Annotated in this window: 23 protein-coding genes, 1 tRNA gene and 1 other RNA gene; 10 read left to right on the top strand and 15 right to left on the bottom strand. The window is 69.2% G+C overall.

The window, feature by feature from the left end:
- Positions 1-101: 101 nt before the first annotated feature.
- The 4 genes from AAD496_RS05875 to glgA form a co-directional block, all read right to left on the bottom strand.
- Positions 102-662 carry a hypothetical protein gene (locus AAD496_RS05875; RefSeq protein ID WP_349827727.1) on the bottom strand — a complete coding sequence of 187 codons (561 nt, stop codon included), beginning with the start codon at positions 660-662 and terminating at the stop codon, positions 102-104.
- Positions 663-816: 154 nt separating this feature from the next.
- A complete protein-coding gene (locus AAD496_RS05870) occupies positions 817-1515 on the bottom strand; it encodes a response regulator transcription factor (RefSeq protein WP_349827726.1) in 699 nt (232 codons plus the stop codon).
- A complete protein-coding gene (locus AAD496_RS05865) occupies positions 1500-3182 on the bottom strand; it encodes a sensor histidine kinase (RefSeq protein WP_349827725.1) in 1683 nt (560 codons plus the stop codon). The genes AAD496_RS05870 and AAD496_RS05865 overlap by 16 nt, the downstream gene beginning before the upstream one ends.
- 96 nt (positions 3183-3278) lie before the next feature.
- Entirely contained in the window at positions 3279-4460 is a 1182-nt protein-coding gene (gene glgA / locus AAD496_RS05860; protein WP_349827724.1) for a glycogen synthase, read from the bottom strand.
- A gap of 163 nt (positions 4461-4623) precedes the next feature.
- On the opposite strand from glgA, the gene glgC reads away from it, so the two are divergent.
- Positions 4624-5892 (top strand): glucose-1-phosphate adenylyltransferase, encoded by a 1269-nt coding sequence (glgC, locus tag AAD496_RS05855; protein ID WP_349827723.1) that lies wholly within the window; start codon positions 4624-4626, stop codon positions 5890-5892.
- 59 nt (positions 5893-5951) lie between these two features.
- Here the strand turns inward: glgC and AAD496_RS05850 are convergent, their stop codons facing one another.
- The 4 genes from AAD496_RS05850 to AAD496_RS05835 form a co-directional block, all read right to left on the bottom strand.
- Entirely contained in the window at positions 5952-9071 is a 3120-nt protein-coding gene (locus AAD496_RS05850) for a bifunctional [glutamine synthetase] adenylyltransferase/[glutamine synthetase]-adenylyl-L-tyrosine phosphorylase (RefSeq protein WP_349827722.1), read from the bottom strand.
- Between the two features lie 10 nt (positions 9072-9081).
- A complete protein-coding gene (gene glnA, locus AAD496_RS05845; protein WP_349827721.1) occupies positions 9082-10419 on the bottom strand; it encodes a type I glutamate--ammonia ligase in 1338 nt (445 codons plus the stop codon).
- Positions 10420-10507: 88 nt separating this feature from the next.
- Complete coding sequence (locus tag AAD496_RS05840) at positions 10508-10717, bottom strand: hypothetical protein (RefSeq protein WP_349827720.1); 210 nt, start codon at positions 10715-10717, stop codon at positions 10508-10510.
- A 267-nt stretch (positions 10718-10984) separates the two neighbouring features.
- A complete protein-coding gene (locus AAD496_RS05835; RefSeq protein ID WP_349827719.1) occupies positions 10985-11689 on the bottom strand; it encodes a FadR/GntR family transcriptional regulator in 705 nt (234 codons plus the stop codon).
- 76 nt (positions 11690-11765) lie between these two features.
- On the opposite strand from AAD496_RS05835, the gene map reads away from it, so the two are divergent.
- Together map and ppgK are read left to right on the top strand one after the other, a co-directional pair.
- Positions 11766-12674, top strand: coding sequence for a type I methionyl aminopeptidase (gene map / locus AAD496_RS05830; protein WP_349827718.1), 909 nt, complete (start codon positions 11766-11768; stop codon positions 12672-12674).
- Between the two features lie 55 nt (positions 12675-12729).
- Positions 12730-13542, top strand: a complete 813-nt coding sequence (gene ppgK, locus AAD496_RS05825) for a polyphosphate--glucose phosphotransferase (RefSeq protein WP_349827717.1) — start codon at positions 12730-12732, stop codon at positions 13540-13542.
- 12 nt (positions 13543-13554) lie between these two features.
- Here ppgK and AAD496_RS05820 read toward each other — a convergent pair whose 3' ends face one another.
- The 4 genes from AAD496_RS05820 to rnpB all read right to left on the bottom strand — a co-directional run bounded on the left by AAD496_RS05820 (position 13555) and on the right by rnpB (position 15205).
- Positions 13555-13947, bottom strand: coding sequence for a type II toxin-antitoxin system VapC family toxin (locus tag AAD496_RS05820; RefSeq protein WP_349827716.1), 393 nt, complete (start codon positions 13945-13947; stop codon positions 13555-13557).
- Positions 13944-14192 (bottom strand): type II toxin-antitoxin system VapB family antitoxin, encoded by a 249-nt coding sequence (locus AAD496_RS05815; protein ID WP_349827715.1) that lies wholly within the window; start codon positions 14190-14192, stop codon positions 13944-13946. The genes AAD496_RS05820 and AAD496_RS05815 overlap by 4 nt, the downstream gene beginning before the upstream one ends.
- Positions 14193-14264: 72 nt before the next feature.
- A complete protein-coding gene (locus AAD496_RS05810; RefSeq protein ID WP_349827714.1) occupies positions 14265-14783 on the bottom strand; it encodes an MFS transporter in 519 nt (172 codons plus the stop codon).
- Positions 14784-14809: 26 nt separating this feature from the next.
- Positions 14810-15205: RNase P RNA component class A (gene rnpB / locus AAD496_RS05805), an RNA gene on the bottom strand.
- 212 nt (positions 15206-15417) lie between these two features.
- Here rnpB and AAD496_RS05800 point away from each other — a divergent pair.
- On the top strand, positions 15418-16239 hold the full coding sequence (locus tag AAD496_RS05800; protein WP_349827713.1) for a YaaA family protein: 822 nt from the start codon (positions 15418-15420) through the stop codon (positions 16237-16239).
- A 55-nt stretch (positions 16240-16294) separates the two neighbouring features.
- On the opposite strand, the gene AAD496_RS05795 is transcribed toward AAD496_RS05800, so the two are convergent.
- Positions 16295-17020, bottom strand: coding sequence for a zinc ribbon domain-containing protein (locus tag AAD496_RS05795; RefSeq protein ID WP_349827712.1), 726 nt, complete (start codon positions 17018-17020; stop codon positions 16295-16297).
- On the bottom strand, positions 17020-17937 hold the full coding sequence (locus AAD496_RS05790; protein WP_349827711.1) for a Nif3-like dinuclear metal center hexameric protein: 918 nt from the start codon (positions 17935-17937) through the stop codon (positions 17020-17022). The genes AAD496_RS05795 and AAD496_RS05790 overlap by 1 nt, the downstream gene beginning before the upstream one ends.
- 125 nt (positions 17938-18062) lie before the next feature.
- On the opposite strand from AAD496_RS05790, the gene AAD496_RS05785 reads away from it, so the two are divergent.
- From AAD496_RS05785 to AAD496_RS05775, 3 genes are all read left to right on the top strand, one after another.
- On the top strand, positions 18063-19604 hold the full coding sequence (locus AAD496_RS05785; RefSeq protein WP_349827710.1) for a fatty acyl-CoA synthetase: 1542 nt from the start codon (positions 18063-18065) through the stop codon (positions 19602-19604).
- A gap of 126 nt (positions 19605-19730) precedes the next feature.
- Complete coding sequence (locus tag AAD496_RS05780; protein ID WP_349827709.1) at positions 19731-21152, top strand: uracil-xanthine permease family protein; 1422 nt, start codon at positions 19731-19733, stop codon at positions 21150-21152.
- A 150-nt stretch (positions 21153-21302) separates the two neighbouring features.
- Positions 21303-21376: transfer RNA gene (locus AAD496_RS05775), tRNA-Val, on the top strand.
- Between the two features lie 44 nt (positions 21377-21420).
- Here the strand turns inward: AAD496_RS05775 and AAD496_RS05770 are convergent.
- Positions 21421-22776, bottom strand: coding sequence for an aspartate aminotransferase family protein (locus tag AAD496_RS05770; protein ID WP_349827708.1), 1356 nt, complete (start codon positions 22774-22776; stop codon positions 21421-21423).
- Positions 22777-23098: 322 nt separating this feature from the next.
- On the opposite strand from AAD496_RS05770, the gene AAD496_RS05765 reads away from it, so the two are divergent.
- From AAD496_RS05765 to AAD496_RS05755, 3 genes are all read left to right on the top strand, one after another.
- Positions 23099-24139 (top strand): phosphotransferase enzyme family protein, encoded by a 1041-nt coding sequence (locus tag AAD496_RS05765; protein WP_349827707.1) that lies wholly within the window; start codon positions 23099-23101, stop codon positions 24137-24139.
- A 48-nt stretch (positions 24140-24187) separates the two neighbouring features.
- A complete protein-coding gene (gene fabG, locus AAD496_RS05760; protein WP_349827706.1) occupies positions 24188-24958 on the top strand; it encodes a 3-oxoacyl-ACP reductase FabG in 771 nt (256 codons plus the stop codon).
- A 101-nt stretch (positions 24959-25059) separates the two neighbouring features.
- The coding region (locus AAD496_RS05755) for an acyl-CoA dehydrogenase N-terminal domain-containing protein (protein WP_349827705.1) at positions 25060-25257 on the top strand (198 nt) is incomplete at its 3' end.

Genomic DNA, 25257 nt, shown 5'->3' with positions numbered 1-25257 from the left:
GCCGCCGGGACCACACACCGGGGACCTCACGCAGGAGGGCCGCACGGAATCGTTCCGTGCGGCCCTCCTGCAGGCCGGTGGGTCACCCCTGGCCGGAGTGATCAGTCGTCGTCATCGTCATCATCGTCGTCATCATCATCGTCATCGTCGTCGTCCCAGTCGTCATCGTCATCGTCATAGGACGAGCCGCCACCGGAGGACGACCCTCCACCCGACGAGGACGAACCGCCGCCCGAGGACGAGGATCCGCTCCCCGACGAGCCACTGCCCTGGCGGGGTGCCGGGCCCACCTCCTGCGGCGGCTGCGCCCGCGTGCCGCTCACCTCGACGGTCGAGTCCGTCGCGGGCTCCGCGGAGTCGCCGGAGGATCCGGAACCCGCACCCGAGGCGCCCTGCCCGGAACCCTCGTCCGTGCCCGCGCCGTCCCCACGGGTCCCGCCCTCACCGCCAGCCGTGGTGTCCTCCGCACCGGGGTCGGAAGCGCCGGGCGCCTCGCCGTCGGAGCCGTCCTCGTCGTCCGCCCCCGGGGTGTCGTCGCCCGCGGTACGGGCGACGACGGGTTCGCTCGTCGGCTCCGTGGCCGCGGGGGTGATGGTGGCCCACAGACCGACACCGACGACCATGGCCAGGATGGCGGCACCGATGGTGAGGACGTAGCGCATGGGTCTCCCGGGATCGTGGGTGGGACGGAAGCGGACCGTGGTCTCGGGTCGTGCCCCGCCGAGTTCCCATCCAGTGTGGACCCCCGGTGTGAACGGGCGATGATGACCGGATGAGAGGGTTCTCATCGGGTCCGGAGCCGGGCCCGTGCCCTTCCTACTCCACCTCGGGGTCCACCGGCATGCGGTAACCGAGTCCGCGGACGGTGAGAATGGCACCGGCCCCGAGCTTCTGACGCAGGTACCGGACGTAGACCTCGACGACGTTCGACTTCCCGTCGTGGTCGTAACCCCACACCTCGTCGAGGATCTGCCCGCGTTCGAGCACCACGCCCTTGTTGGTGACGAATAGCTCGGCGAGGGTGAATTCGCGGGCGGAGAGGTCGACGACCCGCTCGCCCACCGTCGCCTGGCGGGTCCGCACGTCCAGGGAGATGGGACCGGCCCGCAGACCGTCGTCCTCCTCGGGTGCGCGGACCGCGCCGGTCGCCGGTGCCCCGGTCACCAGACGCAGGTCGACGCGTGCCACCAGTTCGGCGACGGTGAAAGGTTTGGGGATGTAGTCGACCGCTCCTCCGGTGAGTCCGTGCACCGTGTCCTCGTCCGAGGTCCGCGCCGTGCACATGATGACCGGAACGGGGCTCTTCGACTCCTTGAGGGCGGCGAGGACCGAGAACCCGTCGAGGGTCGGCAGGCCCACGTCGAGGACGATGAGATCGTACCCCCCGTGCAGCGCGGACTGGAGCGCGAACATCCCGTCGGCGGCGATGTCCGAGCTGTGACCGGCCTTCTTCAACCCCTTGGCGATGAACCGGGCGATGTTCTCCTCGTCCTCCGCGATCAGGATGTGCGCCATGGTGTTCCTTCCTTCGGGGAGGTCGTACCCTCCGATGCGTCGTCGTTCCGGGTCCCGTCGAGCGGCACCTGAGTGCCGTCAGGGACCCGCGGGAGTTCCGCGGTCTCCGGCACGATGTCCACCACCTCCGGAACGAGGTCCGGGGCCTCCGGGAACTCCGCGGGTGGCTCGGCCGGCACCACGACGGTGAAGGCCGCCCCGTGTCCCGGTTCCGATTCGAGTTCCGCCCAGCCCCCGTGGGCCTGCGCGATCGCCTGCACGATCGACAGGCCGAGCCCCGTGCCGTCCTTGTTCCGTGCCGCCCGGCCCCGGTGGAACCGGTCGAAGAGGTGCGCCTGGTCCTCCTCGGCGATACCCGGTCCGTCGTCGACGACCCGGAAGAGGACCGCACGCCCGAGTTCCGGACGGTCGGCGAGACCGGACACCGTGAGGGCGGAGATCTCGATCCGGGAGTCGTCCGGGGTGTACGTCGCGGCGTTCTTGCACAGCTGCAGGAGCGCCTGCACGATCCGCTGGGCGTCGACGACGATCGCCTGGTCGACGGAGGTCCCCGCCTCGACGGTCTGCGGCCCGAGCGCCTCGGCCTTCGTCACGACCTCGGAGACGATCCGCGCCGTCGAGGTGGCCGCCGGTTGCACGAAGTCGCTGCGGCGGGCCTTGGCCAGGAGGGAGAGGTCATCGACCATCCGGTTCATCCGGTCGATCTCCCCGAGGGTCAGCTTCCGGGTCTCACACACGTCCTCCGGATCGGTCTCGTCCATGACCTCGAGGTTCCCGCGGACGATCGTGATGGGGGTGCGCAGTTCGTGACTGAGATCGGACATGAAGCGTCGCTGCTCCGTGATCCCGTCCTCCACCCGGTCCATCATCGCGTTGAATGCCTGACCCAGCCGGTCGATCTCGTCACCGGTGCCGATGAGCTCGGCGCGGGCGCCCAGGTCCGTCGTGTTCGCCGTCTCGGCCACCCGGGTGATCCGCTCCAGGGGCCGCATGAGACGGAACATGACGGAATATCCGAGGATGCCGACGAGGAGGAGGGTGAACAAGGAGATGCCTATGAACATCCACGTGTTCTGCCAGACCTCCACGTACCCGCGGGACAGGTCCCGGACGACGAGCAGGTATCCCTGCGAGTCATCTCCTTCGACCGTCACCGGCTGCATGGTGAGGAGGACCTCCTGATCGTTCGCCAGGGTCTTCCGATGGATGGTGCCGGCCGTCGGGTCCGCGAGGCTCAGGGCCATCTCGACGAGGAAGGGATCCTCGACGTCGATCCGGTGTTCGTCGGTCTGGACCGGGACGTACACCATCCGTCCGTCGATGAAGGCCGCGAAGTTCTCCGAGGGACTCGGGGCGTCGGACCGGAGGACCTCGAAGAGGAGTTCCTCCACGGTCGCGAAGGTACGCGCCTCGGTGTCTTCCGGCAGGTCGGATCCCGAGGGGTCCTCGAGAGTTCCGTCCGCCTGGCTGCGGCCGCTCGCGATGTTCCTCAGGTCCTCGATCTCGTCCTGCACGCCGTCGAGTGTCGTCGTGTAGACGGAGTTGATCTGCTGGAAGAACAGGAGGGACCCGGTGAGCGCCAGCCCCAGGGCCGTGGCCAGCAGCACCACGCCGAGCGTCCGCCACCGGAAGGAGCGGACGAGAACTGTCAGACGACGGACCGGCATGCGGTCACGATACCGGGCCCGGTCCCCGGAACGGGCCCTCCACCGGTCGCGGGTCCTCCTCCGAGAGCGGGCCCACCACCGGGGACGGACACGCCATCACAGGAGGGACCGGTACACCTCGACGGTCTGCTCGCCTATCCGCTGCCACGAGAAGTGCTCGACGGCCCGCTGCAGACCGGCCCGGCCCATCACCGCCGCGGCGTCCGGGTCGGAGACCATCCGGGTGAGCCCGTCGGCCAGGTCCCGGACGAACACCTCCGGGTCGACCGGGGTGCCGGTACCGTCCTGCACCTGCTCGATCGGGACGATGATCCCGGTCTCGCCGTCGAGGACGACCTCCGGGATGCCGCCGGTGCCGGTGCCGACGACGGGCGCGCCGCAGGCCATGGCCTCGAGGTTCACGATGCCCAGGGGCTCGTAGACGCTCGGACACACGAAGGTCGTCGCGTGGGTGAGGATCTGCGTGAGCTTCTCGCGCGGGAGCATCTGTTCGATGAGGACGACGCCGTCCCGCTCGGCCTGCAGGTCGGCGACGAGGCCGTTCACCTCGGCGGCGATCTCCTGCGTGTCCGGGGCCCCGGCACACAGGACGATCTGGACGTCCTTCGGCAGGAGCGCCGCCGCCCGCAGGAAGAAGGGCAGGCCCTTCTGCCGGGTCACCCGTCCGACGAAGACGACGCTGGGACGGTCGGTGGAGATGCCGAACTCCGCGAGCGCCTCGGTGTCGGGGTTCGGTTGCCAGGCGGTGGAGTCGATGCCGTTGTAGACGACGCGGACCTTGTCCGGGTCGACCTGGGGGTAGGCCCGCAGGATGTCGCGGCGCATGCCTTCGGAGACCGCGATGATGCCGGCGGCGCCCTCGTAGGCGGTGCGCTCGGCCCAAGAGGAGAGCGCGTACCCGCCGCCCAACTGCTCGGCCTTCCAGGGACGGAGGGGTTCGAGGGAATGCGCGGAGAGCACGTGCGGGACGTCGTACATGAGGCCGGCGAGGTGCCCGGCCATGTTCGCGTACCAGGTGTGGGAGTGGACGAGGTCCGCCCCCTCCATGGCCGCGACCATCGACAGGTCGACCCCGAGGGTCCGCAGCGCCGAGTTCTGACCGGCGAGCTCCGGCAGCTCGGGATAGCCGGTCGCATAGGGTTCGGCCCGCTCCCCGCCGAACGCGTGGACGCGGAGGTCCAACAGCCCGTCGAGCACACCAGCGAGCTCTGCGACGTGCACGCCTGCACCGCCGTAGACCTCGGGCGGGAATTCCTTCGTCACGATGTCGGTACGCACATGTGAATCCAACCACAGGTGGGACCTGTGGACCAGAGTCGGACCCGGACCGGACCGCGCCCACGACAAATTCATCCTGCCAACTGTGCGTCGCTCCACGATTCCTCGTAATGTGGTCGAGGTAACAGGCCCTCCCCGGCTGCACCAAGGAGTGTGGAACGACATGCGAGATCCCAAGATCCTCTCGATCGTCCTGGCAGGAGGGGAAGGCAAGCGCCTGCAACCCCTCACCCATGACAGGGCCAAGCCCGCGGTGCCCTTCGCCGGGTCCTACCGACTCATCGACTTCGCGCTGTCGAACCTGGTGAACTCCGGGTTCCGCGAGATCGTCGTCCTCACCCAGTACAAGTCGCACTCGCTCGACCGCCATATCTCCGAGACCTGGCGGTTCTCGTCCCTGCTCGGCAACTACATCGCCTCGGTGCCGGCCCAGCAGCGCGTGGGCAAGCGGTGGTTCCAGGGCAGCGCGGACGCGATCTACCAGAGCCTCAACCTCATCCACGACGCCAAGCCGGACATCGTGGTCGTCGTCGGTGCCGACCACGTCTACCGCATGGACTTCCGGCAGATGATCCAGGCGCACATCGACTCCGGACTGCCCGCCACCGTCGCCGCGGTCCGCCAGCCCCTCGACCAGTCGAACCAGTTCGGGGTCATCGAGACGAACCCGGACGATCCCTGCCGGATCGACGCCTTCGTCGAGAAGCCCGCGACGACGCAGGGCCTGCCCGACGCCCCGGACCAGTTCCTCGCCTCGATGGGCAACTACGTCTTCGACGCCCGGGCGCTCGTCGACATGGTCGTCACCGACGCCCAGGACGACTCCTCCGACCACGACATGGGCGGCAACATCATCCCGGACTTCGTGGCCCGCGGTCAGGCCGGTGTCTACGACTTCGCCCGCAACGTCGTCCCCGGTGAGCACGAGGCCGACCACGGCTACTGGCGTGACGTCGGGACCATCGACGCCTTCTACGAGGCACACATGGACCTCATCGCCCCGGTCCCGTCCTTCGACCTGTACAACAGCCGCTGGCCGATCTACACCCGCCAGCACGTGCTCCCACCGGCCAAGTTCGTCCACGACGTCGACCGGCAGCCGGGACGCGCCGTCGATTCGATCGTCGGCGCCGGTGTGGTGGTCTCCGGCGGCTACGTCGAGGGGTCCGTCGTCTCCCAGGGCGTCAAGGTCGACTCCCTCGCCGCGGTCTCCGCCTCACTGCTCATGGACAACGTCGAGGTGGGCCGCGGCGCCCGCGTCCACCGGGCGATCCTCGACAAGAACGTCGTCGTCCCGCCCGGTGAGACGGTCGGACTGTTCCCCGAGGTGGACCGCCGTCGCGGCTACACCGTCACCGACTCCGGTCTCACCGTCGTGCCGAAGAACCACGTCGTCGGCGACGACACCCCGGACCCCGCCATCACCTGGTGACCTGACCCGGCACCGACTGTCCCGGCCCCTGCACCGTCGGTGCAGGGGCCGGGACAGTTTCATTCGAAGCCGAAGAAGACGCGCTCCATGACGACCCGCGCGCGGCGGGTCGCCTGGAGGTAGTCCTCCCGCAACTCCCGGGCGCCACCCGGCTCGTATCCCATGAGCCGAGCGGTGGCCTCCAGTTCGTGGACGTCGACCGGCAGGCTCTCCGCGGTCCGGCCCCGGTAGAGCATGACGGCGGCTCGCACCTCGGTCGCGAGCGTCCAGGCGCGGGAGAGCACGTCCCTGTCCTCCGGGTCGAGGAGCCCCACCGCGGCGGCGTGGTCGAGGACCGGCAGGGTGCGCGTCGTCCGCATCTCCGGGTGTTCGTGCGCATGACGCAACTGGATGAGCTGGGCACACCACTCGACGTCGGACAGTCCCCCGCGCCCGAGTTTGATGTGGGTCCGCGGGTCCGCCCCGCGTGGAAGACGTTCGGTCTCCATGCGCGCCTTGAGCTTGCGCATCTGACGGACAGACGCCTCGGGGACGGTCTCCGGATATCGCAGCGGGTCGACGAGACCCAGGAAGTCCTCGACGAGCGGCCGGTACCCGGCCACGGGGCGGGCACGCAGGAGCGCCTGGGCCTCCCAGGGTTCCGACCAGCGGGAGTAGTAGGCGCGGTAGCCTTCGAAGGTCCGGGCCAGCGGCCCCTGCTTGCCCTCGGGACGCAGGTCCGCGTCGAGCTCGATCGCCTGCGAGGTGCCCGCCGCGCCGAGATCGGCCGCGAGCGTCATCGCGACCTTCTTCGCGTGTGCGGCCAGCCTGGCCCGGTCGTCGACGCCGAGGTCCTCGTGGGGGCGGTAGACGTACATGACGTCGGCATCTGAGAAGTACCCGATCTCCTGCCCGCCCAGACGACCCATCGCGACGACCATGAACTCGTAGGACGGCACCGGCTTCCCGGCCTCAGCGGCCTGACAGTCCAGGCGCGTGCGGACCGCACGCAGGGCCCCGTCGATCGTCCGGTCCATGGCCCGCGACAACAGACCCGGTGTCTCCGCCCGGTCGACGACCCCGAGGATCTCCCCCATCGCCGTCCGCAGGACCTCACGGGAGTAGGCCGCCCGCAGCGCCGGGACCGCGTCCCCGCCGTGGCGGGTGAGCAGGGACTCGACCTCCCGGTCGAGCACGGCGTCCTCCCGCGGTGCGAGCAGGGACTGGTCGTCGAGCCAGGAGACCGCGGAGGGGTTGCGTTCCAGCAGGGAGCTCGCGAACCGCGAGAGCGAGAGGATCCGGGCCAGGGAGGTCGCCGCGTACCCGGAGTCGCGGAGCAGACGCAGGAACCAGCCGTTCGAGTCGAGGGCCGCGGTGAGCCGGCGGAAGGACAGGAGCGCGGCATCCGGGTCGACACCCTCGGAGAACCAGTCGAGAAGCGCCGGCAGCACCTGCTTCTGGACGGTCGACACCCGGCTCACACCCGCGGTGAGCGCCTGGATGTGACCCATCGCCGCCTGCGGGTCCGCATAGCCGAAGGCACGCAGACGTTCACGTGCGGCACCCGGCGACAGGCGGTCGTACTCGTGTCCGGCGGCCGCCTCGAGGACGGGCCGGTAGAAGATCGACTCGTGGAGCGTGCGCACCCGCACCGCCCGGTGTTCTCGTTCCTCGACCAGACGCTGCCCACTGCGGTCCCCGGAGGAGTAGACGCTGCGAGCGAGGACGCGCAGCTTCTCGTCGTGGGTGGGCAGCAACGCGGTGCGCTGCATCCGCGGGATCTGCAGACGGTGCTCGACGACCCGGAGGAACCGGTAGGCCTCGTCGAACTCCACGGTGTCGGAGGTCGAGACGTACCCCTTCTCCCCGAGGGTGGCCAGTGCTCCCAGTGTGGCCCGCACCCGGATGTCCGGGTCGTCGTGGCCGTGGACGAGTTGCAGGATCTGCGCGGAGAACTCGACGTCGCGCAGTCCCCCGACACCCAGTTTGATCTGCCGTTCCGCTTCCTTGGGCGGGATCGTGTCGACCACCCGACGGCGCATGGCCCGGGCCTGCTCGATGAAGCCCTCCCGCTCCGAGGCCCGCCACACGAGCGGTCCGAGCGCCTCCCACCAGTCGTTCCCGAGGTCCATGTCCCCGGCCACCGGACGCGCCTTGAGCAGCGCCTGGAACTCCCAGTTCTCCGCGATCCGCGCGTAGTAGTGCTGGAACTCCGAGAAGGTCCGCACGAGCGGACCGGCCTTGCCCTCGGGACGCAGCGCCGGGTCGAGCTCCCACAGGGGCAGCTCCGTGAGCGCGGAGTCCTGCCCGAAGGCACTCGTCGTCTCCTGCAGCCGCAGGGCCAGACGGGTCGCCAGCTCGGTCTTCTCCTCGTCGGGTTCACCCGCGGTCGGTTCCCAGCAGTAGACGACGTCGACGTCGCTCACGTAATTGAGCTCCCGCGCCCCGCACTTACCCATCGCGATGACGGCCAGGCGGACCCGGTGCTCCGGATCGATCTCCGCCCGGGCCACGGCCAGACCGGACTCCAGGGCCGCCGCCGCGAGGTCGGAGAGCTCGACGCTCACCTCGTCGACGATCGTCTGCGGCTCCGGATGGCACAGGTCCCGGGCGGCGACGACCGTGAGGCGGTCCCGGTAGGCCCGCCGCATCGCCTGCACACCGGCGGGTCCGGAGGTCGCCGCCACCGGATCGGCGGCCGCGGGGTCCGCACCGACCGCCCGCAGCAGGGCCTCCCGGTGGGATTCCCCGCCGGGGAGGTGCCCTGCACTCCCCAGGGCCCCCTCCGCGGGCGCCTCGGGCGCGGGATCCGCGGATTGCAGGGCGTCCTGGCGGGCACCCGCGGCGAGCAGATCGAGCGCGTCCGGCCACTTCTCCAGGTGGGAGCACAGCGCCTCGGAAGCGCCGAGGACGACGACGAGGCGGTCGAGGACCGCGTGGTCGGCGAGCAGCTCGGTCGCCCGGTCCTTCCGACCGGCCGCCACCTGCGACTCGATGACCTGGAGCAGACGGAGCGCCGCGGCGTCCGGATCGGCCGAGCGGGCGAAGGACCGGTAGGCCGCCGTGGACCGGTCGGTGCCGTCGATGTCGACGCCGAGGAGATCCTGCGCCTGCCGCAGGAACCTGCGGGCGCGCTCCTCGGAACCGAACACGACGGAGGTGCGCGCGCCGGGGTCCGTCCGGCGGGTTCGGGTGCTCACCGCGCTCACCTCACAGGGTGTAGAAGTGCCGCTTGAGCTCGAAGGGCGTCACCTGGTTGCGGTACTCGGTCCACTCCGTGCGCTTGTCGCGCAGGAGGAAGTCGAAGACCTGTTCGCCGAGCGTCTGGGCGACGAGCTCGGAGTTCTGCATCTTCTCCAGGGCGTCGTCCAGGCTCTGCGGCATCGGCTCGATGCCCATGGCGCGGCGCTCGGTCTCCGAGAGCTCCCAGACGTTGTCCTCGGCCTCGTCGGGGAGCTCGTACTCGCCCTCGATCCCCTTGAGGCCGGCGGCGAGCATGAGCGCGTAGGCCAGGTAGGGGTTCGCCGCGGAGTCGATGCCGCGGTACTCGGCCCGGGCCGAGGAAGCCTTGCCGGACTTGTACTGCGGGATGCGCACGAGGGCGGACCGGTTGCGGTGGCCCCAACAGATGTAGCTGGGCGCCTCGTGGCCGGTCCACATGCGCTTGTAGGAGTTCACGTACTGGTTGGTGACCGCCGCGATCTCCGGGGTGTGCTTGAGCAGACCGGCGACGAACTGGCGCCCGAGCTTCGAGAGGCTGTACTCGGCCGAGGGGTCGTAGAACACGTTCGTCTCGCCCTCGAACAAGGAGACGTGGGTGTGCATGCCGTTACCCGGCTGGTCGGCCAGCGGCTTGGGCATGAAGGAGGCGAAGACACCCTGCTGGAGCGCGACCTCCTTGACGACGGTCCGGAACGTCATGACGTTGTCGGCCATCGTGAGCGCGTCCGCGTACCGCAGATCGATCTCGTTCTGGCCGGGACCGGCCTCGTGGTGGGAGAACTCGACGGAGATGCCCATCGACTCCAAGGTGTGGACCGCCTCGCGACGGAAGTCGTTCGCGGTCCCCCCGTTCACGTGGTCGAAGTACCCGGCGGTGTCGACCGGTCGCGGCAGGTCACCGTCGAGGTTGCCGGACTCGAAGAGGTAGAACTCCATCTCCGGGTGTACGTAGAAGGTGAAGCCCATCTCCGCGGCCCGGTCCATCGTGTTCTTGAGGACCCGACGGGGGTCCACGGCGGCCGGGTGGCCGTCCGGGTCGTACACGTCGCAGAGCATGCGGGCGGTGGGTTCCTTCTCACCGCGCCAGGGCAGGAGGCTGAAGGTGGTGGGGTCCGGGCGGAGCACCATGTCCGACTCGAAGACCCGACTGAAGCCCTCGATCGAGGAGCCGTCGAAGCCGATCCCCTCGCCGAAGGCACCCTCGAGTTCTGCCGGCACGATCGCCACCGACTTCAGCTGCCCCACGACGTCGGAGAACCACAACCGGATGAAACGGACGTCCCGGTCCTCGATCGCCTTGAGGACGTACTCCTGCTGCCTGCTCATGGAAACCATCGACGTCCCTCTCGTTCGTCCAGTTCTGCGGTCCGGTGTGCGCGACCGACCACACGGTGCGCACGGTGATCGTGGGTGCTCACGCGTTCCAGTCGTCGGCTTCCCAGTCCGCGGTCCGTTCCGCGGCGGTGCCGAGCGCGTTCCGCGCTTCCTCTTCCGTGTCGTACGGGCCCATGCGGTTCTCCCAGGCGCTCTTCTTCCCCTTCTCCACGGTGCGGGTCCGGGTGTTGAACCAGTACTTGTCGGCGCCGGGATCCTGGCGATCCCGACCGCTGTCACCACTGTTCACATGGGCCTCCTGGGTCGTATGAGCACTCGGAGATCACTGTAGTCGAGAACACGTGTCCGGGCTGTTTCCCGTGGCAGTCACTCCGCGAGGATGGCACGGTCACTCCTCGAGGATGGCACGGTCACTCCTCGAGGATGGTCGTCGCCCGACTGTGCCCGATTTTCCGTCTCCTCCACGACAGTCCCGGCGCCACCTCACTCCTCGAGGATGGTCGTCGCCCGACTGTGCCCGATTTTCCGGCTCCTCCACGCCGTTTCGGAGATCCGTTCATTCCTCGAGAATGGTCGTCGCCCGGAAGTGCTCCTCGCAGAGGCGGGCGGCGGAGTCGGCATCGCGGTTGCGGATCGCCGCGACGATGTGCCGGTGGTCCTCGCAGGCACGGGTGAACAAGGCCGCGGAGAACGGGTCGTGCCGGAACCCCGCGTTGATCCGGGTGTCGAGATCGACCGCCATCCGCTCGATCTCGGGGTTGTGACCGGCGACCGCCATGGCGTGGTGCAGGCGGGCGTCGGCCACGCGCGCCGCAGCGGCGTCCTTCGTCCCGGCATAGGCCGCGGCGAGGCCCTCCAGGAGGGACACCTCGGCGTCGGTGCGATGGAGGGCGGCGTGGTGCGCGACGCGGTTCTGCAGGACGGCGCGGGCGTCGAGCAGGTGCCGCCGGGCGCGGGTGAACTCGTGAACCCGGTCCGAGACCCCGTCGAGTGCCGCGGAGTCCGGCCGGGCGACGAAGGTACCACCGCCGCGACCCCGCCGCCGGACGACGAAGCCGCCGCGTTCCAACCGGTCGAGGGCCGCCCGCACGCTGGAACGGGAGACCTGGAGTCCCGCGGCGAGTTCCCGTTCGGGCGGTAGCGCAGCACCCTCCGGGAGAGCGCCCGAGGCGATCGACGCGAGCACGTGGTCGGCGATCTGCTGCGGGGTGCTCGACTGCCGGACGACGTCCTGGAATCCCTCGAGCGCGGAGTTCTCCACCTGGTCGCCCCTCCCCCTTCGTGTCGTGGATCCCCCTGATCCTAGGACATGACCTGCGCATAGACTGGGGAGCATCATGACTACGCATGCACCGCTCGGCACCCTCACGAAGGGCAAAGTGTCCCCCGTCCGCTCCGTCCCGGACTCCATCGAACGCCCCGAGTACGTGGGTCGCGCGGTCCCGAACGAGGGCCAGGGCGGCGACATGTACACCGCCGAGGAGATCGAGCTCGTCCGCGCCGCCGGCCGGATCGCGGCGAACGCCATGGCCGAGGCCGGGAAGATCATCGCGCCGGGCGTGACGACCGACGAACTCGACCGGGTCGCCCACGAGTACATGTGCGATCACGGCGCGTATCCGTCGACGCTCGGGTACCGCAGCTTCACCAAGTCCATCTGCACCTCGGTGAACGAGGTCATCTGCCACGGCATCCCCGACTCGACCGTCCTGCAGGACGGGGACATCGTCAACCTCGACGTCACGGCGTACAGGGACGGGATGCACGGCGACAACAACTACACGTTCTACGTCGGCGAACCCGACGAGGAGTCCCGCCTGCTCGTCGAGCGCACCTACGAGGCGACCATGCGGGGCATCAAGGCCGTGAAGCCGGGTCGCCAGGTGAATGTCATCGGACGGGTCATCGAGAAGTACGCCCGCCGATTCGGATACGGCGTCGTCACCGATTTCACCGGACACGGTGTGGGCCGCGAGTTCCACTCCGGCCTCATCATCCCGCACTACGACGCGGCCCCGGCGCACGACGAGGTCATGGAACCCGGGATGATCTTCACGATCGAGCCCATGCTCAACCTCGGCACCCCGGACTGGGACCAGTGGGACGACGACTGGACCGTCGTGACGAAGGACCGCAAGCGTTCCGCCCAGTTCGAACACACTCTGGTCGTGACCGAGTCGGGTGCGGATATATTGACCCTGCCGGACGAGGACGCCATGACGTACCACGGACCGGTGCGCGACTGAACCACCCTGCCCCACCTCGCCCCTCTCAGCCCACCTCGACGCGGAGGACCCTCCCATGCACTACGGCATCGGCATCGACATCGGCGGCACCGGCATCAAGGCCGGACTCGTGGACCTGGAGGCGGCGCAGCTCGCCTTCAAGAGGAACCGGGTGCTCACACCCAAGCCCGCCACGCCGGACGCGGTGGTCGCCGTCGTCGTCGAGGCGCTCGACGGCATGATCGAGAAGGCCGTGCGCAAGGAGGCGATCGCCTCGGTCGCGGATCTGGACGGGATGCCGCTGGGCGTCGCGTTCCCCGGTGTCGTGAAGAACGGGGTCGTCGAGTTCGCCCCGAATCTCGATCCCTCGTGGATCGGGGCGAACCTGGTCGAGCGGGTGGAGGCGGCGACCGGACGCACCTGCCACGTCATCAACGACGCGGACGCCGCCGGTCTCGCGGAGATGTCCTTCGGCGCCGGCCAGGACTACCGCAAGAAGGTCGCCGTCATGACGACCCTGGGCACCGGGATCGGTACCGCGGTGTTCGCCCGCGGTCACCTGCTGCCCTTCACTGAGCTCGGACACATCGAGATGAATGGCGCCGACGCCGAGACCCAGGCCGCCGAATCGGTCAAGGTCCGGGAGGGCCTGAGCTACGAAGAGTGGGCAGGCCGCCTGCAGCAGTACTACACGATGCTCGAACGGCTGTTGAATCCCGATGTCTTCATCGTCGGCGGCGGGGTGTCGAAGAGCCACGCGGAGTTCCTGCCGCTCCTGGATCTGAAGACCCCGATCGTCCCCGCGCAACTGTTCAACGATGCCGGCATGGTCGGCGCCGGCTACCTGGCCGCCAATGACGGCAAGGCGAAGGTCAAGAAGCAGCGCTGAGGGCTGTCCGCTTCACAGGCCGGGCTTCACGTCCGTGTGTGTGAAATCGTCTCCCACGTAGACAAGGGGTTCACCGCTGACGGACGCAAGCGCGTAGCTGTAACAGTCCCCCATGTTCAGTCGGGCCGGATGTCCGGAGACTTTTCCGAAATCCCGATACGCCGCGCTCGCCGCCTCGGCCTGTCTCGAGTCGAATGCTTCGATGCGCACACCGAGTTCGGCCAACAACCTGTCGACGTGACGATGGAGTGCCGGACTGCGGTACCGGGAGATCACTGCGGTGAGTTCCACCCTGGTAGCGGCCGACATCCGGGTGTCAGGGTCTCTGCTCAGCACCGAGTACACGTGTTCTGCCGTCGGCTCGTCATGCACGAGGGCGATGATGGCCGAAGTGTCGACGATCATCGGGGCAGGCCCGCTTCGTCGTACAGTTCTGCATCGATTTCTTCCCGGGAGGCCTCGCGCCCGGCGATGATGCACCGGATCGCTCTCAGATTGTCGTTCTCGGCATAATCGACTCGCTCGGTACGAACGCGTGCAAGCCGTTCGCGTACTGCGGTTTCGAGCGCGTTCGTCAGAGACTCACCGGTGAGCCCGGCGAGTTCTCGAATGGCTTCTTCCGCGCTCGACTTCTTGATGTTCAGTCCCATGGAACCATCTTCTACCCGAAGTACTTGGTCGTCTACCCGTCTACCCTTCTACCCTTCGAGCTTCACTGGCTTTCACCGAGAAGTGGCACCGGAGGCCTCGATGGCGGCGGCGATCCGGCTGTTGCTGATCGCCGGGAGGAACACGAGGGTCACGAGGGTGCCGAGGCCGAAGATCACGAAGGTCCACTGGAGTCCGACGACGCCCGCCACCAGGCCACCGAGGAGTGCGCCGAGCGGCTGGGAACCCCACGCGAGCAATCGGTAGGCGCTGTTGAGCCGCCCGAGCACGTGGTCGGGGGTGATCTCCTGGCGCAGGGAGACGACGGTGACGTTCCACAGGGCGATCGTCGCACCGCTGAGGACCATCATGGCGCAGATGATCCAGATGTTCGTGGTGAGGCCCGGGACCGCGATCATCGCGGCGAAGACGAACGTGCCGATGAGCAGGATCGCGACCGCGGCGATGCACCACAGGAGCACCGGACCACCGAGCGCCCAACCGAGCGCCACTCCGGCGAGGAGACCTCCGAGCAGCGGACCTCCGGGTTCCCAGCACCTGACCGGCCGGAAAGACCGGAAGGAAGAACACAACAGGAAGCCGACGACGAGAAGAGAGTGAGGACAGGCCGCCTGTACGCCGGGTTCTGTTCACGGGCCGATTGCTCGGGTCCCGATCGACGGTCATCTGTCTAGGGGTGCCGTTGCCGACACCCTCGAGCGATCCACCCGACGGCTCGGGCGAGCAGCCCTCGAACGCCGTCTGTACGATCTTGCTCCCGATGGGGTTTACCGTGCGGTCCCGGTCACCCGGCACCCGGTGGTCTCTTACACCACCCTTTCACCCTTACCCACAGCCGGCGTCGCGAGACACCGGGCGGGCGGTCTGCTCTCTGTGGCACTGTCCCGCGGGTCACCCCGGGTGGGCGTTACCCACCATCGCGCTCTGTGGAGCCCGGACGTTCCTCGTCGCCAACACCGGTCGGTGCACGCGCCGTAACCGTCCGACGACCTGTCCTCAGACAGTCCATCCTAGTCCTCCCCCACCTCCCGGCGGAAACGGACGCCGGGCACACCGCACCCGCCCCCGCTCCCGAGGCGCCCTGGACCTCTCCCCGCCCACCGCGGTCCACCCGCCGGACCGTCCGCCGGTCCGTCCGCTCCGTGAGCTGCCCTGCGTCGGCACCCGTGTCCGGGCACCCCACTTCGGTCCGTAGAATGGTCCGCCGTGATCGTTCTCCTGCCGCCCTCCGAGGGCAAGACTCCTGCCGACTCCGGCCCGACCCTCGACCTGTGGGACCTGCACTTCCCGGACCTCGCACCCGAGCGCCGCACCGTGCTCGACACGCTCCGGGAGGTCTCGGCGGCACCGGATGCCCTCGAACGGTTGGGCGTCGGCAAGAGCCTGGGCGCGGACGTCGAACGGAACACCCGGCTGGAGACGATCCCCTGCGCCCCGGCGCTCCTCACCTACACCGGCGTGTTGTACGCCGCGCTCGGCCTCACCGACTCCGAGGTCGCCCTCACCACCGACGGCGGCTCCGGAACGACCGGCGCCGACACCACCGACGACGCCACGACCACCACGCTGCGCGCCCGCCTCGAGGAGGTGTACGTGAGCTCCGGCCTGTTCGGCATCGTGGGCGCCCTCGACCCCGTCCCGGCCTACCGACTGGCGATGAAGACGAAGCTCGGGGACCTCGGCACCCTGTCGACCTGGTGGAAGAAGCGTCTGTCGCCTGTCCTCGACGAGGAGTTCGCCGGCCGCCCCGTCCTCGACTGCCGCTCGACCGACTACCGCAAGTCCTGGCCCGGCGACCCGGCGCTCACGGCCGTCGTCAACGTGTTCACGGAGAAGGACGGCAAGCGCACCGTCGTCTCCCACAACGCCAAGCACACGCGCGGGGAACTCGTGGGGCACCTGCTGCGCGATCCCGCTCCGTGGCCGGAGGATCTCGACAGCCTCGTCGAACGGGCCGCGGCCCACTACCGCGTCGAGTTCACGGCCTCGACCGGCCGCAAGCCCGCCGCACTCGACGTCGTGCTCTGAAACCTCACCGCACGCGAGACTCCACTGCCCCCGGAACCCCACCGCACCCGCGACATCACTGCACCAGCAGGTACGCCTCGCACTCCTCGCAGGTGAGCACGGTGCCCGGGCTCGCGTGGGTGAGCGCGTCCTTCGCGACCCCGCTGAACTCCTGACCGCAGGCCCCACAGGCGCCCGCCTTCACGAGTCCGGCCGTCGCTCCCCCGGCCGCCTCCCGCGCCCGCAGGTCGGCGGCGAACCCCTCCGGTAGCCCCGCAAGATCAGCGGCCAGCCGCTGCGTGATCTCCGCCGCCTCGGCGTCCAGGCGTTGCTGCGTGGCCGCCTTCTCCTGCTGGAGCGCCTTACCCGTGGCTGCGACCTCGGACAGTTCGGCCTTCTCCGTGTCGATCCGTGCGTCGAGGGTCTCCAACTCGTCCATCGCGACGAGTTCCTCGTCCTCCTGCGCGGACAGGGCGGCACGGGCCGATTCGATGTCGTGCTGCAGCGCGACCAGGTCCTTCGAGGTCAGTCCCGTCCCGGCGTTGAGCGCGGTCTCCATCTCGGCGATCCGCTTGCCGCGGGCATCGATGTCCGCCTGCAGCGCGGCGATCCTCTCTTCGAGCGTCTCCTTCTCGGCGGTCGCCGCCTGCAGCGCCTTCGTCCGCGCCGTGTGGTCCTCGGCGGTCGCCTTCAGCCGCGCCAGCAGGTCCTCCTGCTTCGCCTCCGTCCGGTTTCGCCGCAGGGCGGCCCGGTCGTCGAGCCAGGCGACGAGCGCCTTCTGCTGTGCCTCGTCCAGTTCCATCACAGGTCTCCGTTCCCGTTCGTCTCGTCCCCCGCCGCCGAGGCGCCCGCCCCGTCGGCGGGAACCGCGTGCGTCCCCTGGTCGATCCGCAGGGTCCACGGATCGGTGACGGTGTGGTCGACGTCGATGTCGACGGCGAACCCCCGCCGGTCGAGTTCGACCGAGAGCTGGTCGGCGGCGACCTCGCACCAGGGGGATTCCGCCGCCCAGTGGACGACGTCGACGAGATGTGGCCGGTCGTCGGTGCGATGGGCGGTGTCACGCGCCTCGGTCGCCGGGTGGTGGCGCAGGTCCGAGGTGATGTAGAGGTCGACGTCGTGGGCGCGGACGGCCTCGAACATCGAGTCACCGGCGCCGCCGAGCACGGCCACCCGGGTGACGGGCGCCTCGGGTGCGCCTGCGATGCGGACTCCGGTGACGGTCGCCGGAACGGCGGCGGCCAGCGTGCGGGCCACCTCGGCGACGGTGCGTGGTTCCGACAGGGAACCGACACGGCCGATACCCACCCCCTCGGGCGCACCCGCGGTCGGGGCGAGCGGCTGCCGGTCGCGCAGGTCGATGAGGTCGGCGAGGACGTCGGTGACGCCCCCGAGCGCGGAATCGGCGTTCGTGTGGGCGTTGAACTGGGCGACACCGGCGCGGATGAGACGGTGCACCGCACCACCCTTGAGCGTCGCGGCGCTCACCGAGGTGACCCCGCGGAGCATGAGGGGATGGTGGGTCAGCAGGAGGTCGTAGCCGCCGCTCACGGCCTTCTCGACGACGGCGTCGGTGGGGTCGAGGGCGAAAAGGACCTTCCGCACCGTGGCGTCCGGGTCGCCGACGGCCAGACCCACGGTGTCCCAGGACTCCGCGTACTCGGGCGGCCAGAGGGCGTCACAGGCGGAGACGAGATCGGAGACGGTGGGAGTGTGCATGCGCCCACTTTCGCACATGCGCACTCCCCCGGGCCCACTGACGCCCACCGGGCCGTTCCCATTCCGCCCGCCCGCCTTGCGGACACCCGTTCCCACCTGCGCCCGGATGCGTATAGATTCGGGCCATGACCGAGATCTCAACGACGCGATCAAGCCTCACACGTGCCAGCACCATCGCCGACCTCGTCCGCCGTTCGGCCCGCCGGGTCCCGGGCGACACCGCCCTCGTGTTCGGTGACCGGACCTGGACCTATGCCGAGGTCGACTCCGCCGCCACCGCTCTCGCCCGCCACTTCCTCGGCCTCGGCCTGGGCAAGGGCGACCGGGTGGCCGCCTACGGGACGAACTCCGACCTCTACGTCCTCGTCTTCCTCGGGGTCGTCCGGGCCGGGCTCACCCACGTGCCGGTGAACTACCAGTTGAAGAACGACGAACTGGAGTACCTGCTCACCGATTCAGGTGCCACCGTCGTCGTGAGCGACCGGGCCCTGCTGCCCGACGTCGAGGCGACCGCCGCCGGCCAGACCGTCCAGCGGATGCTCTTCGACGACCTGCTGCCGGTCGCCACCGCCGCCGAGGTCGCACCGGCCGGGTCGGAGGAGTTCGACGTCGCGGACACCGACCTCGCCCAGCTGCTCTACACCTCCGGGACCACCTCGGCGCCGAAGGGCGCGATGATGACCCACCGGGCACTCGTCCACCAGTACATCTCGTGTCTCGACGAGCTCGATTTCGAAGCCTCCGATCGCCAGGTCCACGCCCTGCCGCTCTACCACTCGGCGCAGATGCACGTCTTCATGCTCCCGGCACTCGCCCGCGGTGCGTACAACATCATCGTGCCCGGGCCGGTCCCGGCCGATCTCATGGAGCTCATCGAGACCGAACGGATCGACACCTTCTTCGCCGCACCGACCGTCTGGGTCGCGCTCGTCAACCACCCGGACTTCGCCACCCGTGACCTCTCCAGTCTGCGCAAGGCGTACTACGGCGCCTCGATCATGCCCGGCCCGGTGCTCACCCGCCTGCAGGAGCGCCTGCCCGAGCTCGGTTTCTACAACTGCTTCGGACAGTCGGAGATGGGCCCGCTGTGCACCGTCCTGCGCCCCGAGGAGCACGCCGACCACCCGGGCTCCGCCGGACGGCCCACCCTCTTCGTCGAGACCCGCGTCGTCGACGCCGACGACCAGGACGTCGCCCCGGGCGAACAGGGCGAGATCCTCTACCGGTCCCCGCACCTGTGCGAGGGCTACTGGAACAAGCCCGAGGCCACCGAGGAGGCCTTCCGCGGCGGCTGGTTCCACTCCGGTGACCTCGTCAAGCAGGACGAGAACGGCTTCATCGAGGTCGTCGACCGGGTGAAGGACGTCATCAACACCGGCGGTGTGCTCGTCGCCAGCCGCCAGGTCGAGGACGCGATCTTCGAACTCGCCGAAGTAGCGGAGGTCGCCGTCGTCGGTCAGCCCGACGAGAAGTGGATCGAGGCGATCACCGCCTACGTGGTCCGCAAGGACGACGTGCTCGATGCCGCCGACCTCACGGTCGACAGCGTGCTCGCCCACGTGAAGGACCGGCTGGCCCCCTTCAAGGTGCCCAAGGCCGTCCACTTCGTCGACGCCCTGCCCAAGAACTCCGCGGGCAAGATCCTCAAACGTTCCCTGCGCGACTGACACTCCCCCGCAGACGAGGTGCCCCGCAGTTCCCATGAGAACTGCAGGGCACCTCGTGTGCGGTCGGGGTCCCGGCGCGGGGAGTATCACACACCCTGGTCGAGGACCCGGGGGACAATGGGAGTCATGAACGAATCCTCCCCAGAATCCTCCCCGCGCTCCGGTGAGCGGACGACGGCGAAGCCGGCTCTCTGGAAACTCCACGGTGACGGTCGGTCCGTGGCCCCCGGGGAGGTCGTCCAGCCGGACGAGCGCCTGTCCTGGCCGCGGACGATCGGCATCGGGGCCCAGCACCTCGTCGCCATGTTCGGCGCGACCTTCCTCGTCCCGCTCATCACCGGGTTCCCGCCGACGACCACGCTGTTCTTCACGGCCGTCGGCACCCTCCTCTTCATCGGCATCACCGCCGGGCGACTGCCCTCCTATCTCGGCTCGTCCTTCGGGCTCCTCGCCCCGATCGGGGCCGTGACCCTCTACGACGCGACCGCCGGCACCCCACTCGACGCCGAGCGCATGGCCGTGGCCCAGGGCGGCATCGTCGCCGTCGGTGTCCTGCTCGCGCTCGTCGGACTCGTCGTCCACTTCGTCGGCACCCGGTGGATCGAGCTCACCATGCCGCCGGTCGTCACCGGCGCGATCGTCGCGCTCATCGGTTTCAACCTCGCACCGGCCGCCTGGAACTGGGTCGCCGCCGCACCGGTCACCGCCGTCGTCACGATCGTCACGATCGTCCTGTGCGCCGTCCTGTTCCGCGGGATCCTGGGCCGTCTTTCGATCCTCATCGGTGTGGTCGTCGGGTACCTCACGGCACTCGCCCGTGGCGAGGTCGACTTCACGGCGGTCGACTCCGCCGGGTGGGTCGGTCTGCCGTCCTTCCACGCCCCGAGCTTCGACTGGGCGGTCCTGCCGCTGTTCCTGCCCGTCGTCCTCGTCCTCGTCGCCGAGAACATCGGCCACGTGAAGTCCGTGTCGGCGATGACCGGTAAGGACCTCGACCCGGTGACCGGGCGCGCACTCTTCGCCGACGGTCTCTCGACGGCTCTCGCCGGATCCGGAGGTGGCTCCGGTACGACCACCTACGCGGAGAACATCGGCGTCATGGCCGCCACCCGCGTCTACTCGACGGCCGCCTACGTCGTCGCCGCGCTCGTGGCACTCGCACTCAGCATGATGCCCAAGGTCGGGGTCGCCCTCGCGACGATCCCCGAGGGCGTACTCGGCGGTGCCGCGACCGTCCTCTACGGCATGATCGGCATGCTCGGGGTGAAGATCTGGGTGCAGAACCGCGTCGACTTCTCCAACCCGGTGAACCTCAACACCGCCGCGGTCGCCCTCATCGTCGCGATCGCCGACTACACACTGCTCGCCGGGTCGATGACCTTCTCGGGCATCGCTCTCGGCTCCGTCGCCGCGATCGTGCTCTACCACGTCATGCGGTGGATCGCGCTGTGGCGCGGGACCGCGACGGACCCGCTGCTGCCCGCCGCGGACATGACACGGCCGGGAGCGGGGACACCGCCACCCGGGCGGGAGACGGTCGGGGGCTGACCCGCTCGCACTCGGGCCACGACGCCACTCGCCTCCCACCCGTCGTCCCCGTGGACGACGGGTGGTCGGGGTCGGCACAGGGCTCCACGGATTCCTGGACGCTCCCCGCGCTGTGGCATATTCGTAGCGCTGCACACAACGGTGCCGCACGGACCTATAGCTCAGTTGGCCAGAGCATCTCGTTTACACCGAGAGGGTCGGGGGTTCGAGTCCCTCTGGGTCCACCGCTTCGGCGAGGGGGTCACGAGTTTCCGTGGCCCCCTCGCCGTCACCTCCGCGCCCGTTCCACCGCCGTGAGTGACTCGTCCAGCGCACGTACCGCCCAGGGGATGTCCTCGTCCGCGAAGGGCAGAGGCGGCCGCAGTTTCAGCACGTTCCCGTGGGGTCCGGCCACCGAGGTGAGGACACCACGACTGCGCAGTTCCTCCAGCATGTCGAGGGCCGACTCCCGGTCCGGTTCCCGGGTCGTCCTGTCCGCGACGAGCTCGAAGCCGATGAAGAGCCCGGCACCCCGGACGTCGCCGACCGAGGGGTGGGCGTCCGCCAACTCCCGGAAGGCCCCCAGTGCCGTGGCACCGACCTCGCGGGCGTGTGCCTGCAGACCTTCCCGTTCGATGACCTCGAGCACCGCCTGGGCGGCCGCCATCGACACCGGGTTCCCACCGAAGGTGTTGAAGTACGGGATCGCGTCGCTGAAGGAGGCGAGCACCTCCGAGCGGGCCAGGAGGCCCGACACAGGGATGCCGTTGCCCATCGGTTTGCCCATCGTGATGATGTCCGGGACGACGTCGTGCGCGGCGAAGCCCCAGAAGTTCTCCCCGGTCCGGGCGAAGCCCGGTTGGACCTCGTCGGCGATGAACACACCCCCGGCCTCGTGGACGACCGCGACCGCCTCGGCCAGGTACCGGCCGGGCAGGACACCGTCGGAGGAGAAGATCGAATCGGCGATGAAGGCGGCGGGCCGCACACCCCGCCGGGCCATGTCCGCGATCGCCTCTCGTACACGATCGGCGAACCACCCACCGATGTCGTCCACACCGGTGCGGTAGGAATCCGGCGCCGGCAACAGCCACACATCCTCCCCGATCGGCTGTCCGCTGCCGAGCGCCGGCGAGACGGATGAACTCAGCTCGGAGTTGCCGTGATACGCCTCCGTCGTCGCGATGAGACCGGTGCCGCCCGAGTGGACCTTCGCCACGCGCAGGGCCAGGTCGTTCGCCTCGGACCCCGTGCACATGTACATCGCCTTGTAGTCGGCGGCGTCGATCATCGCGGGCAGTGTGCCCCGCAGTGCGTCCGTGTAGTCGAGGATCCTCTCGTGGAGGTACCGGGTGTGCGTGTTGAGTTCCTGCATCTGTCGGTGCACGGCCTCGACGACCGCAGGATGCGCGTGGCCGATCGACGCGACGTTGTTGTACATGTCCAGGTACTTGTGGCCGGCCGCGTCCCACAGGTACTGCCCCTCGCCACGTACCAGGTGCACGGGCTTCCGGTAGAACAGCCGGTACGAACCGCCCAGGAGCTCCGCTCTTCGCTCGGTGAGCGTCCGCGTGTCGGCGTCGAGTCCCGCGGCATGTTCGGTGCGGAAGCTGTTCGTGTCCATGATGGTGGAGCGCGATGCCATGTGAGTCCTCGGGGTCTTCGGGTGCCTCGGGTCCCTTCGGCGGGACGAGGCGCCACGACGTGTACATGTGCCGACTTCAAAGGTGCCCGAACCCTCCGGAGTGGTCGACGTGTCGGACCCATGCTGTCAGGGACGGATTGCCACGGGTGTCCGTGGTGTTTCCCCATCGTGAAAAGGTCGACGCCCGACGTGACGGCCCGGTTTCGCAGGCGACGCCATGGGTCGAACGGGTAAAAGTTCGACGCCAAGGGTTCCTGATCCCTGCCGGTCGTGCGAGCGTGGCACTGGTGCCCACCCTCCTCGATCCCCCGAGGAGATCCCGATGACACAGACCGTCTCCGCCGATCCATTCACCGCTTTCGCCATGCTCCGGAGGGGTGACCCTGCTCCCGGTTGGCTCCTTCGTGCCGTCACGTCCGGTTGGGGGCTGGACCCGGATCGCACACGTGCCCGACTCATCGCGGTGTCGGAGAACGCCACCTTCCGGCTGGAGGTCGACGGGGCTCCGACCGCGGTCCTCCGCCTGCACCGCCCGGGCCACGTCCGTCCCGACCAGATCTCCTCGGAGCTCGCCTGGGTACGGGCACTCGCCCAGGACACCGACGTCCGGGTCCCCGAGGTGCTCCCTCTCGACGACGGGTCCCTCGTCCTCCCCGTCGCGCAGACCGACGGCGCCGACCCCTGGTGCGTCGTCGCCTTCGCGTTCATCGAGGGCGAGGTCGTCGAGGACCTGGCGGATCCACGGCCCTATTACCGTCGGCTCGGGGAGATCACGGCGAAGTTCCACCGCCACTCAACCACCTGGGAACGGCCGGAGGGATTCGACCGGTTCTCCTGGGACCTCGGGGACATGCTCGGGCCGACCTCACGGTGGGGCGATTGGCGCGATGCCCGGATGAGCCCGGACCAGCGGGACCTGTTCGAGGCCGCCGAGGCGCGTGCGCGTGACACGATCGCCGGCCTGTCCACCTCCGAGACCGACCGGGGCCTCATACACGCGGACCTCCGACCCTCGAACATCATGAGCACCGGCCCCGACCTCACGGTCATCGACTTCGACGACTGTGGGATCGGGTGGTACCTCTACGACTTCGCATCGGCGCTCACCTTCATCGAACACGAACCGTACGCCCCGGACCTCGCCCGGGACTGGGTCGCGGGTTACTCGGGGGTGAGCCGCCTCGACGACGAGGCCCTGGCCCACGCCTGCGCTCTCAGCATGATCCGCCGACTGCAGATGGTCGGGTGGACGACCACCCACCGGGAGGATGCTCTCCCACCGGCGGTCTGGCACGCGCAGGTCCCCGGCACCGCCACCGTCGCGCGGAAATTCCTCGACTCCCCCACCTGGTTGCTCGACTGACCGGCACCCCGGCCCACTCACCCACACCCTCAGCGAGAAGAGACACACATGTTCAGCACCCTCGACGGCCGGACCGCGATCGTGACCGGAGGAAGCAAAGGGATCGGACTCGGCATCGCCCGGGTCCTCGCCTCCGCGGGCGCTTCCGTCATGCTCGCGGGCCGCGACGTCGCCGCGCTGGAGAGTGCCGCTGAATCGATCGACGGTGAGACGGCCGTCCATGTCACCGATGTGTCCGACGAAGCGTCCTGCCGTTCGCTCGCAGCGGCGACCGTCGCGAGGTTCGGAGGCATCGACGTCCTCTGTGCCAATGCAGGGGTGTTCCCGTCCGCACGCGTGGAGGAACTCGACCGCACCGCCCTCGACGAGGTCGTCGGCACGAACTTCTACGGGACGGCCTTCTGCGTGACGGCCTGCCTGGAGGAACTCACCCGCTCCGAACTCGGCCGCGTCGTCGTCACCTCCTCGATCACGGGGCCACTCACCGGATATCCCGGCTGGGCCCACTACGGGGCGTCCAAAGCGGCACAACTCGGCTACGTGCGGACGGCCGCGCTCGAGCTCGCGCCCCGGGGGATCACGATCAACGCCGTCCAGCCGGGCAACGTCCTCACCGAGGGCCTCCGAGACATGGGGCAGGACTACCTCGACTCGATGGCGGCCGCCATCCCCCAGCGACGGCTCGGTACCGTCGAGGACATCGGTCATGCCGCCCTGTACTTCGCTTCTCCACAGGCAGGCTTCGTCACCGGTCAGAGTCTCGTCGTCGACGGCGGACAGGTCCTCCCCGAGGACCCGGGCGCACTCGCCGAGATGTGACCGCCGCGCTGCCGTTCGGGTCCGGCGACCGAGTGGCAGTCGTGGGTCCGGCTGACTAGCGCGAACCGGGACCCCTGTCACGTTCCGGAAGGCCTCCCGCCATGGCGACGACGCCACTGTCCCGTGCCGACCTCGACTTCCTCCTGCACGACTGGTTGCAGGTCGAGGACCTCACCGCTCTCCCGCGCTACGCGGACCACTCCCGCGAGACCTTCGAGTCCGTCCTCCGGGTGTCCGAGGACCTCGCGACGCACACCTTCCGACCGCACAACCGGGCGAGCGACCTGCAGGAACCGACC

The organism is Brevibacterium litoralis, assembly GCF_040212315.1.
Taxonomy (GTDB): domain Bacteria; phylum Actinomycetota; class Actinomycetes; order Actinomycetales; family Brevibacteriaceae; genus Brevibacterium; species Brevibacterium litoralis.
This window is presented reverse-complemented; position numbering and strand designations above follow the sequence as displayed.